11 protein-coding genes and 1 rRNA gene are annotated in these 11,310 nt (G+C 47.5%); 4 read left to right on the forward strand and 8 right to left on the reverse strand.

What is annotated here, in order from left to right:
- Positions 1 to 132 precede the first annotated feature (132 nt).
- Entirely contained in the window at positions 133 to 642 is a 510-nt protein-coding gene (gene yihI, locus C3D30_RS19200) for a Der GTPase-activating protein YihI (RefSeq protein WP_010348274.1), read from the reverse strand.
- Between the two features lie 579 nt (positions 643 to 1,221).
- Here yihI and yihA point away from each other — a divergent pair.
- A complete protein-coding gene (gene yihA, locus C3D30_RS19210) occupies positions 1,222 to 1,854 on the forward strand; it encodes a ribosome biogenesis GTP-binding protein YihA/YsxC (protein ID WP_000183348.1) in 633 nt (210 codons plus the stop codon).
- 172 nt (positions 1,855 to 2,026) lie between these two features.
- Here the strand turns inward: yihA and spfP are convergent, their stop codons facing one another.
- Complete coding sequence (spfP, locus tag C3D30_RS20895) at positions 2,027 to 2,074, reverse strand: small protein SpfP (RefSeq protein WP_071892919.1); 48 nt, start codon at positions 2,072 to 2,074, stop codon at positions 2,027 to 2,029.
- Between the two features lie 165 nt (positions 2,075 to 2,239).
- Complete coding sequence (polA, locus tag C3D30_RS19215; RefSeq protein WP_105287270.1) at positions 2,240 to 5,026, reverse strand: DNA polymerase I; 2,787 nt, start codon at positions 5,024 to 5,026, stop codon at positions 2,240 to 2,242.
- 363 nt (positions 5,027 to 5,389) lie between these two features.
- On the opposite strand from polA, the gene yihG reads away from it, so the two are divergent.
- Entirely contained in the window at positions 5,390 to 6,322 is a 933-nt protein-coding gene (yihG, locus tag C3D30_RS19225; RefSeq protein ID WP_010350928.1) for a 1-acylglycerol-3-phosphate O-acyltransferase YihG, read from the forward strand.
- A 39-nt stretch (positions 6,323 to 6,361) separates the two neighbouring features.
- On the opposite strand, the gene C3D30_RS19230 is transcribed toward yihG, so the two are convergent.
- The 4 genes from C3D30_RS19230 to C3D30_RS19245 form a co-directional block, all read right to left on the reverse strand.
- Positions 6,362 to 7,792 (reverse strand): DUF945 family protein, encoded by a 1,431-nt coding sequence (locus C3D30_RS19230; RefSeq protein WP_105287272.1) that lies wholly within the window; start codon positions 7,790 to 7,792, stop codon positions 6,362 to 6,364.
- A 154-nt stretch (positions 7,793 to 7,946) separates the two neighbouring features.
- A complete protein-coding gene (dsbA, locus tag C3D30_RS19235; protein ID WP_105287273.1) occupies positions 7,947 to 8,573 on the reverse strand; it encodes a thiol:disulfide interchange protein DsbA in 627 nt (208 codons plus the stop codon).
- A gap of 16 nt (positions 8,574 to 8,589) precedes the next feature.
- On the reverse strand, positions 8,590 to 9,576 hold the full coding sequence (srkA, locus tag C3D30_RS19240; RefSeq protein ID WP_105287274.1) for a stress response kinase SrkA: 987 nt from the start codon (positions 9,574 to 9,576) through the stop codon (positions 8,590 to 8,592).
- A gap of 76 nt (positions 9,577 to 9,652) precedes the next feature.
- On the reverse strand, positions 9,653 to 9,922 hold the full coding sequence (locus C3D30_RS19245) for a YihD family protein (protein ID WP_001295263.1): 270 nt from the start codon (positions 9,920 to 9,922) through the stop codon (positions 9,653 to 9,655).
- A 69-nt stretch (positions 9,923 to 9,991) separates the two neighbouring features.
- On the opposite strand from C3D30_RS19245, the gene mobA reads away from it, so the two are divergent.
- On the forward strand, positions 9,992 to 10,576 hold the full coding sequence (gene mobA / locus C3D30_RS19250; protein ID WP_105287275.1) for a molybdenum cofactor guanylyltransferase MobA: 585 nt from the start codon (positions 9,992 to 9,994) through the stop codon (positions 10,574 to 10,576).
- Positions 10,558 to 11,085, forward strand: a complete 528-nt coding sequence (mobB, locus tag C3D30_RS19255) for a molybdopterin-guanine dinucleotide biosynthesis protein MobB (protein ID WP_105287276.1) — start codon at positions 10,558 to 10,560, stop codon at positions 11,083 to 11,085. The genes mobA and mobB overlap by 19 nt, the downstream gene beginning before the upstream one ends.
- Before the next feature lie 102 nt (positions 11,086 to 11,187).
- On the opposite strand, the gene rrf is transcribed toward mobB, so the two are convergent.
- A 5S ribosomal RNA gene (rrf, locus tag C3D30_RS19260) occupies positions 11,188 to 11,303 on the reverse strand.
- Positions 11,304 to 11,310: the final 7 nt, after the last annotated feature.

Consider the following 11,310-nt stretch of genomic DNA (forward strand, 5'->3'; position numbering starts at 1 on the left):
TCGGGTCATCAGCCGGTTGCGCAGCCACTTTTGTCGCCGCGACAACCGTTGTAGTTTAACGAATAACCACACCAGATAACATATAACCGGAAGGGTTATCAGCAGAACGGGAAGGCCCACGGTGGCAATCCGTTAGTTGCCCCGCAGCAGACGCATCATGTCTTCTTGCTTCTCGTCTTCTTCCTCTTCTTCATCGTCGTCATAAGAGAGGCCGAGTTTCTGCATCAACTCATCAATACGATCCAGTTTGGCATCAACCCAGGATTGCTCTTCGGCGCTCAGGGTTTCGCCTGCTTCCAGACGTTCCAGCAGCGCATCCAGACGCTCATCCGTTTCCAGTAACTCCAACTCCGCCTGCGGTGAAAGCATAGGTTTCTCACTCTTCGGTTTGTGCTGTTTGGTGACTTTTTCAGTCACACCCAATGGAATAGGGGTTTTACTGCCAATACGTGGATCTTTCGGTGCGTTCTGGCCTTTGTTGCCTGATGTAGTGTTACCGCCCGCTGCGCGGCTGCCCGGCGCATGACCACGGCGTTTTTTCTGGCGCTTGCGGTCACGAGCTTCCTGATCCAGCTCCTCGCGTGTTTTTCGACGCGCTTTTGCGTGACCTTTGCTGCGTGAGTTTGAAGATGATGGTTTCATAATGGTTCGTCTTTTTGCCGTTTTATTCAGTATAGATTTGCGGCGGAATCTAACAGAAAGCAAGCAAAGAAAAAAGGCGACAGATTACTCTGTCGCCTTTTTTCCTGACTCATAACCCTTAACGGGTCTTACAATCCTTGCAGGCCGCCAACACACCCTGTTTTTCCATTAGCCAGAACATTCCGTGTTGATTCCATTTCCGTTTAATTACGTCTCCGGACGTTTGTCTTCCTGACAATCCTCTGTCTTCGCCTCCTGGCGCTCCTGACCCTCATCCTGAGTCATCTTCCTTTAGCGTCCTCGCTCTATGGGTGCTACTTTACGCTTCTGCGCTAAACAAACAATAAACTATCATCAGTATTTTCTCATTTTCAGATTATTGTATAAAACTAATCACATGATTTATTTGACCTATTTGACATGCATCGCAGAATTTTCTCTTCGATTTCGCATAAAGATGATCGGCAATGTCTCACAAAGCATGTGGCTTTTACTTACACCATGCCCCCCGAAAAATCCGTCTTTTATTGTGGTTCAGGTATAATCGCTGAAAAGCTTTGACTGACGGAGACGACCGCTTTGACTAATTTGAATTATCAACAGACGCATTTTGTGATGAGTGCGCCTGATATTCGCCACTTACCTTCCGATACCGGGATCGAAGTGGCTTTTGCAGGCCGTTCCAACGCAGGTAAATCCAGCGCGCTGAACACGCTGACTAACCAGAAAAGCCTGGCTCGTACCTCGAAAACGCCAGGGCGCACCCAGCTTATCAACCTGTTTGAAGTGGCTGATGGCAAGCGTCTGGTTGACTTGCCTGGCTACGGTTATGCGGAAGTCCCGGAAGAGATGAAGCGCAAATGGCAGCGCGCGCTCGGCGAATACCTCGAAAAACGTCAGAGCCTGCAAGGTCTGGTGGTACTGATGGATATTCGCCATCCGCTGAAAGATCTCGATCAGCAGATGATTGAGTGGGCGGTGGACAGCAATATCGCCGTGTTGGTGCTACTGACCAAAGCGGACAAACTGGCGAGCGGTGCACGTAAAGCGCAATTGAATATGGTGCGTGAAGCGGTGCTGGCATTTAATGGTGATGTGCAGGTAGAAACCTTCTCTTCGCTGAAGAAACAAGGTGTGGATAAGCTGCGTCAGAAGCTGGATACCTGGTTTAGCGAAATGCAGCCCGTCGAAGAGAATCAGGACGGCGAATAATTTTCTTTCCCCGGTGCCGGATGCAGCTTAAATGCTTTGTCTGGCCAGGGTCTTCAAAATATTGCGACTCACGCCGTAAATCTGATAAGCGTTATGCATCAGGCAATTCAGATCTTTTCTCTCGCCCAATAAAAAACGCCCCAGTCATTACTGACTGGGGCGGCTAAAAAATTCAGCCAAATCCGATTACGTGAAGTAAAAGGTCTGAAAGATAGAACATCTTACCTCTGTACCCTACGCGAATAACTTTACTCTTTTTTGTTCAGTTCAGAAAGCATTTTTTGTAATTTTTTTTCAGTTGTTGCATAGGAATTTCTAATAGCCATCACAAAACGTGACAGCTTATGTTGCTTACTTACGAAAAAAGGGCATATTCAGGCGAATCTTAGTGCGCCTGATCCCAGTTTTCACCGCTTCCGACTTCCACCAGCAACGGCACATCCAGACAGGTACAGTTTTCCATCAATTGATGGATTTTCTTTGATACCACATCGAGATCATCTTTATGAACTTCAAATACCAGTTCATCGTGTACCTGCATGATCATACGAACGCGCGGTTGCTCGGCCTGTAACCATGCATCTACGGCAATCATCGCCCGTTTGATGATGTCGGCTGCGGTTCCCTGCATCGGTGCGTTAATTGCTGCACGTTCAGCCGCAGCACGACGCGCACCGTTGCTGGACTTGATATCCGGCAAATATAGACGGCGTCCGTCCAGCGTTTCAACGTAGCCCTGCTCTTTCGCCTGTGTGCGGGTACGTTCCATATACTCCAGCACGCCCGGATAGCGTTCGAAGTAAAGATCCATGTACTTCTGCGCTTCTTTGCGCGGAATGTTTAACTGGCGCGCCAGGCCGAAAGCACTCATGCCGTAAATCAGACCAAAGTTGATTGCTTTCGCGCTGCGGCGTTGCTCGCTGGTGACGGTTTCTAGCGGCAAACCAAACACTTCTGCGGCCGTTGCCCGGTGAATATCTTTTCCTTCCGCGAATGCGGTCAGCAGGCCTTTGTCACGCGAGAGATGCGCCATAATGCGCAGTTCAATCTGCGAGTAGTCCGCCGAGACAATCACATAATCCTCTGGCGCAATAAACGCCTGGCGGATACGGCGACCTTCTTCGTTACGCACCGGAATGTTTTGCAGGTTAGGATCGGTTGACGATAAACGTCCCGTTGCGGTTACAGCCTGGTGATAAGAAGTATGTACGCGCCCGGTTTTCGGGTTAATCATCAACGGTAGTTTGTCGGTATAGGTTGATTTCAGCTTCGCCAGACCACGATACTCCAGAATCACCTTCGGTAACGGATAGTCCAGCGCCAGCTCTTCCAGCACCTCTTCCGACGTTGACGGCGCACCACCCGGCGTTTTCTTCAGCGGTTTAATGCCCTGTTTTTCAAAAAGAATAGTTTGCAACTGCTTGGTCGAAGAAAGATTAAATTCTTCACCCGCAATTTCATGCGCTTTCTTTTCCAGCTCCGCCAGACGTAGAGTGAGCTCTTCAGAATGATTATGCAGAACTTTCGGATCGATCTTCACACCGTTACGTTCAATGCGTGAAAGCACCGGCACAAGCGGCATTTCGATATTCTCGAAGACGTCTAACGGCCCTTTGTGTTTCTGCAGATCCGGCCACATTTTCAGATGCAATTGTAAGGTGACGTCTGCATCTTCGGCGGCGTAGCGACCGGCCTCTTCCAGAGCAATCTGGTTAAAGGTCAGTTGATTTTTGCCTTTACCGGCAATCTCTTCAAAAGTGATGGTTTTGTGCTTCAACCAACGTTCCGCGAGGCTGTCCATATCATGACGCCCGGCAACGCTATTGAGAATGTAGGACTCGAGCATGGTATCAAACGCAATCCCACGGAGCTCAATGCCGTAGTTCGCCAGAATACCGCGATCGTATTTCAGGTTTTGCCCGACCTTCAGCGCCTTTTCATCTTCCAGTAGCGGTTTTAGCAACTCGAGTGCACGCTCGCGAGAGATTTGATCGGGCGCATCGAGATAATCATGAGCAACCGGAATATATGCCGCTATGCCTGGCTCGATAGCAAAGGAAAGCCCCACCAGATTGGCAGAGATGTTATCGAGGCTGTCAGTTTCGGTATCAAATGCAAACACCGGCGCTTTTTCCAGCTTCGTAATCCATTCTTTCAGCGTATCTTCATCAAGGATAGTGACGTAGTTATCGTAAGAAATCGCCGTTGCCGTCACTTCTGGCATTTCGTCGACAACAAGCGTTTCCTGTGGCTTCGCGGCAGGTTTAGCCCCTTTGGCCTGTAACCATTTGCCCGCCTCTACATCAGCAGTCCAGCGTTTGAACTCATACTTTTTGAACAGCCCCAACAACTCTTCAGCTGCCGGTTGCTGCACTTCCAGTTGTTCACAGGTCAGCTCCAGTTCAACGTCGGTTTTAATCGTCGCCAGCTGGTAAGAGAGATAAGCCACTTCTTTGTTTTGCTCGAGCTTGGCTGCCATTGTTTTCGCGCCACGGAAGCTTAGGCCAGCAATTTTTTCCGGCTCGGCATACAGCGTATCCAGCCCGCCAAGACCCTGCAGCAGTGCCTGCGCGGTTTTTTCACCCACGCCCGGTACGCCAGGAATGTTATCGGAGGAGTCGCCCATCAGCGCCAGGAAGTCGATGATCAGTTCTGGCGGTACACCGTACTTATTCACCACTTCTTCCGGGCCGAGGATGGTGTTCGTCATGGTATTGATAAGCGTAATATTTGGCGTCACCAGCTGCGCCATATCTTTGTCGCCAGTGCTGATCAACACCGGACGCCCGGCTTTTTCGGCTTCGCGCGCCAGTGTACCGATAACGTCGTCCGCTTCTACGCCAGAAACCGCCAGCAGCGGCAGTCCCATCGCCTTGACCATTGCGTGCAGGGGTTCGATTTGCGCTCGCAAATCGTCCGGCATTGGCGGGCGATGTGATTTGTAATGTTCAAACAGTTCATCACGAAAGGTTTTTCCCTTGGCGTCAAAGACCACCGCTGCATGTGTCGGTTTATATTGCATGATTAGACTACGCAGCATGTTGAGGACACCGTACATCGCACCGGTCGGCTCGCCTGCGCTGTTGGTCAGCGGCGGAAACGCGTGATATGCGCGATAAAGATAAGATGAACCATCTACAAGGATAAGTGGATTTTGGGGGATCTGAACCATAATGTCCGTGCCTGTTTATCAGATTATGGGTAAAGGATGCCACAGACAGGATGAAAACATGAGTTTTTCACCGCTTTTCGTGAAAATCTTTTGTAGATCTTCTGGATCGCTCGCAAATCGTCATGTGGATAACTTTGTGCATAAATTATTTACATCGCTTTTAATTTATTATCATGCTTTTTACAGCATGATGTTTATCTTTGTTTTTCATGCAGTTAAAAATAAAGCCATCCCTGATAATTGAGATAATAGGATTTCTTCTAATGTGGATAGATATAAATTATTTTTCTACTTCAGGATCATCCGTTATTTGGGGCGTTTTCTGCTAAAATCTGCGCCTTGCGCTTCTTTCGCGCACTGTCTATGGCTAACTTTTTGAATAAATTAATTATGACGAGAATACTCGCTACGATAACCCTTTTGCTGAGTATCGTATTGACCATTTTGGTTACCATTTTTTGTTCCGTCCCGATCATCATTGCCGGGATCGTAAAACTATTGTTACCTGTGCCAATGATATGGCGAAAAGTTTCACGTTTTTGTGATTTTATGATGTATTGCTGGTGCGAAGGACTGGCGCTATTACTACACCTTAATCCACATTTGCGATGGGAAGTTCACGGGCTGGAAGGGTTAAGTAAAAAGAACTGGTATCTGCTTATTTGTAATCACCATAGCTGGGCAGATATTGTCGTACTGTGTGTGCTGTTTCGTAAGCACATTCCGATGAATAAATATTTCCTCAAACAGCAACTGGCCTGGGTGCCTTTTCTTGGCCTGGCGTGTTGGGCGCTGGATATGCCGTTTATGAAGCGTTATTCGCGCGCTTATTTGTTACGTCATCCGGAGCGACGCGGTAAAGATGTAGAAACCACTCGTCGTTCCTGCGAAAAATTTCGCCTGCATCCCACCACTATTGTGAATTTTGTTGAGGGTTCCCGCTTCACTGAAGAGAAACACCAGCAAACCCACTCAACATTTCAAAATCTTCTGCCGCCAAAAGCTGCCGGTATTGCGATGGCGCTGAATGTACTGGGTAAACAATTCGATAAATTGCTCAACGTTACGCTGTGTTACCCGGATAATCACCGTCAACCATTCTTCGATATGCTAAGTGGCAAACTGACCAGAATTGTCGTGCATGTGGATTTACAACCTATTGCTGAAGAATTGCATGGCGACTATATCAATGACAAAAGCTTTAAACGCCATTTTCAGCAATGGCTGAACTCACTGTGGCATGAAAAAGACAGGCTTCTGACGTCATTGATGTCATCGCAGCGCCAGAATAAGTAGCTTTTCTCGCCTCTGAATTAGCAGAGGCGAGATATTATATTAATGTGCAAAACGTCCGGCACGAGACATAAATTCTTCTTCGCTCATCTCCTGCCCGTTAAAAACAACTTTACCCGGTGTATAACGCAACTGTAGCGAGGCGGTATTGTTGTCAATCGTGATTAACTGAAACATCTGACCTAATGTCATCATCCCGCTGATTTGTTTATCCGCTCGCTTCTGAGCTTTTTCAGCATCCATACCTTCAGATAAATTAAGTTGTTTTGCTGTTTCTGTAACAACATTAAGCGGTAAAGCCACGTTTAAATTGAACGATTTGATATCTTTGTTTGTGGATGATGAAGATTTGGCTGGATCATCAATACTAAGATCCAGATTGGCGTTTAGTTCTCCGAGAGTATTTCTCCAGCTAACCGGTAATTTAATAACTGGCTCACTTTTTTGTAATAACGGTAAATACTCTTTGAACAATGCAGCATTCACTTCTTGCAGAGCAGCTTCATCGTTTGCTAACTCAGGGTGTGCAGCAAGCTGCTTTTGCATCGCAATGTTATACTGGATGATAAATTGACGCACCGCTAAGGGATCAATAGATTCAGCAATCAATGACCACTCACCACTACCGAGTTGCTGATTCCCTTTTGTTAACTTATCAAGTTCGTAGGTCAGATTGACATTGATATAATCTTTATCTTTTACGCGATCTAGCCTGGTTTTTGCAACGAAATTATCGAGTTGGGCAACGCCTTCACCGCGATTGATAATGTTAATCTGATTAAATTTTGACTCGCTTTCACCAACCGGAAATTTCTTTTCTTCTAATCGCGTCAGAGAATTAATGGTAAAACTCTTCGCCGTTACTTTGCTCATTGGCGATAATTTCAGGACAATATCTTCGACCTTGCCTTCAATATCCAGGTTAGACAATGAACTATCATCACCATTAAAAGTAAACTGGCCTTCACCAAAGGAAAACTCTCCATACTCTGCAGGGGCAACATCTAATGTCGTGGAGAATGAGCCACCAAACGCGAATCGCAATTTCGCTTCAACGGGCGATTTATTTTTCGCGGCGGTAAATAGCGGTTGTGTCAGTTCATTATTCACTAAGTTCACTTTTGCCGCTGCCAGTGCGGGGATGACATTACCACGCATTAACATTGTGATGGGTAACGGACCGTGCTCAACATCCACATCAAATGCAACGTTCTGGCCTGACTTGATATTGAAATCGGGTGCGCCGTTATCAAATGTAAGTTGCATTTCAAAACGGGAATTAAAAAAGCCTTTTTCAAAGTTTTTATAACTTAATGTCATATCGTAGGCATGTTCACCTTTCTTTTTAGCATCGTTAAAATCTTTAATAAACTTTTCGACACCAGGCTGAATTTGCGTACCTGTGTACCATGTGCCACCACCCCAGATAACGGTTAACGCAACAATGACACCTGTAACTGACTTACGTATCATATAAATATTCCCTGATAAAACAGCAAAACTTTGAATATCCACTTATGCTGAAATAATGTCCAGTAACAGGGTGCATTATCAGAATGTATTTATATTTATTAAATAATAAAAAAAGCCCGTGAATATTCACGGGCTTTATATAATTTACATTGAATTATTTTTTCTCGGACAGATATTTCACAGTATCAGCATACTGCTGAACAAAAACATCCATATTGCTGGTATCCATACCCTGCGGATTCAGCTGATATTTACCGTTAACAAACATCGCCGGAACACCACGCAATTGCACGTCAGCTGCAGCTTTTTCCTGCTGAGCGACCAGGGATTTCACCACGAAGCTGTTCCAGGCCGCGTCGTACTCTTCACCTTTAATACCTGCGTTGATAAATACATCGCGGATATCAGATGCTGAACGAATGGTCTGGGTTTTCTGTACGCCTTCAAACAGCGGAACAGTGACTTTGTCTTCCACGCCCAGCGCCATCGCCACAGCCCATGCCTGAGTCAGATCTTTGCCCAGGTCACCACCCATGAAGTTGACGTGGTATTTAGTCATCTTCACGCCTTCCGGCAGTTTTTTCTTCACGTTCTCAGAAATATGTAGAACTTCTTCAAACTGATAGCAGTGCGGGCAGAAGAAAGAGAAAAACTCCAGCACTTGCGGCGCGCCAGCTACCGGTTTTTCCAGGGTAGTGTACTGTTTACCATCTTCATACTGCGCCGCCGATGCGCTAAACGCTAAAACTAAACCAGCCAGCGCCAGCCAAATCTTTTTCATGATCTACTCTCTCCGATTAATACATAGGTGTTAATTGCAAAGGGGGTTCTTGTAGAACTTTTGCCTGTTCTATAAAAGTCGCCGTCTGTCGCAGCCAGTAATCTTCCCCGGTTAACCACGGGAAATTTTTCGGGAACGCGGGGTCAGCCCAACGCCGCATTAGCCAGGCAAGATAATAAACCAAACGCATGGCGCGTAAAGGTTCAATCAGTCCGATTTCAGCGGTGTCGAACTCGCTAAATTCTTCATAAGCTTCAATAATAGTTTCCAGTTGCATCCGCTGCTCGGCTTTATCACCATTCAGCAACATCCACAAATCCTGAATAGCCGGACCATTACGTGCATCATCCAGATCGACAAACATCGGACCATCGCGCCAGAGGATGTTCCCGGCATGGCAGTCACCATGTAGCCGCAGAACGGTGAAATCTTCCCACCAGTGCGCTGTAACGGCGGTGATCAGCTCATCTGTCGCTTTCAGGAATGCCGCTTTCAACCCAGAAGGTATCAGCGTAGCGTCCTCAAACAGTTTACGTGGCTCAATGAAATATTCATTCAGGCCGATGGTCGGGCGATGGATAAAAAGCTGTTTGCGCCCCGTCTGGTGCATACGCCCCAGATAACGACCAACCGCTTCCATCTGATCGATATTATCAGCTTCGAACTGGCGACCACCGACGCTTGGGAAAACGGCGAAATAAAATCCCTGATGATTCAATAAAGTCTGGCCATTGAACACCACTGGCGCTGCGACCGGCACTTCATCGTTTACCAACTGCAACGCAAATTGATGTTCTTCGAGGATTTGATCGGCTGTCCAGCGTTCAGGGCGGTAAAATTTGACGACAAAACGTCGACGATCTTCGTCCTGAAATTGATAGACACGGTTTTCATAGCTGTTAAGCGGGGTAAGCCCGGAATCCACCCGGATCCCTTGCTCAAACAGAGCGTCCATGATGGTATCCGGGTGTAGTGTCTGGAAAGTAAAAGCGTTGTTGTTCATCCCATCATCCGGAAAACATTACGAATGATGAAGGATATCATTTCACGATGATTTTGGTCGCGCCGCTTACAAGCTTTTACTCTTTAATTACGCCGCGTGCGCGTAATAGCGCCGTTTTGAAGTCTTCTTCATAATCTTTCTGCAAACCTGGGATCACCGCATCTTTCGCGGAATCACGCATTTTCAAATGATAGATCAGAATGTCATCCGTCAAATCCGCCAGTTCGCCGTCAAAACCTGACTCTTTCGCCAGTTTCTGCAAAAATTGCAGCAGGTTAAGATCTGGCTCTTTTTGCCAGGCTGGCTGGAGGAGTTCAATAACTTCATTCAGACGTTTACATTTCATAGTGATGCTCCTTACTCTTGAGACAGACACGTTAGCAGGGTCAATCCCACAATAAAAGAGGCGATATCGGTGAATCTGATGACGATGATAACAGGCGTTGTGCTGGCAGGAGGTAAAGCCAGACGAATGGGCGGCGTAGATAAAGGATTGCTTGAATTAAATGGCAAACCGCTGTGGCAACATGTCGCTGACGCGCTTATGACGCAGCTCTCTCACGTCGTGGTTAATGCCAATCGCCATCAGGAAATCTATCAGGCAACCGGTCTGAAAGTGATAGCGGATTCTCTGGCGGATTACCCTGGGCCACTGGCGGGAATGCTTTCAGTAATGCAGCAGGAAAAAGGCGAGTGGTTTCTGTTTTGTCCGTGCGATACACCCTATATTCCCCAGGATTTAGCCTCCCGACTTAACCATCAGCGCAAAGATGCGCCTGTCGTATGGGTTCATGACGGCGAACGCGATCACCCGACTATAGCCCTGGTAAACCGCACTATTGAGCCATTATTGCAGGAATACCTGCTGTCCGGAGAGCGCCGGGTGATGGCTTTTATGAATCTTGCTGGCGGTCACGCGGTTGATTTCAGCGATCGCAAAGAGGCATTTATAAACGTGAATACGCCAGAGGAGCTTGCCCGATGGCAGGAAAAACGATGATACCGTTAATCGCCTTTGCTGCGTGGAGTGGCACCGGAAAAACTACGCTGCTGAAAAAACTGATCCCGGCATTATGCGCCAGAGGGGTCCGTCCGGGGCTGATTAAGCATACGCATCATGATATGGATGTTGATAAGCCAGGCAAAGATAGCTATGAGCTGCGCAAGGCTGGCGCGGCGCAAACCATCGTTGCCAGCCAGCAACGATGGGCTTTGATGACGGAAACGCCAGATGAAGAAGAACTGGATCTACATTTCCTCGCAAGCCGAATGGATACCTCAAAGCTGGATTTGATTCTGGTCGAAGGGTTCAAGCATGAAGAGATCGCGAAGATTGTGCTATTTCGCGATGGAGCCGGACATCGACCAGAAGAGTTAGTGATAGACAGGCATGTCATTGCTGTAGCCAGCGATGTACCGCTTAATGTTGATGTCGCGTTACTGGATATTAATGATGTTGAGGGGCTGGTTGATTTTGTGGTGGAGTGGATGCAAAAGCAGGACGGATGAGCAAGTGTAGGCTGGATAAGACGCGCCAGCGTCGCATCCGGACTTTTTTCTGCACCAGCGCAAAAAGGCCATCCTTCCGGATGGCCTTCTGCTTTATCTGATGCCTGGCAGTTCCCTACTCTCGCATGGGGAGACCCCACACTACCATCGGCGCTACGGCGTTTCACTTCTGAGTTCGGCATGGGGTCAGGTGGGACCACCGCGCTACGGCCGCCAGGCAAATTC

It is taken from the genome of Escherichia sp. MOD1-EC5433, assembly GCF_002966005.1.
Lineage (GTDB): Bacteria > Pseudomonadota > Gammaproteobacteria > Enterobacterales > Enterobacteriaceae > Escherichia > Escherichia ruysiae.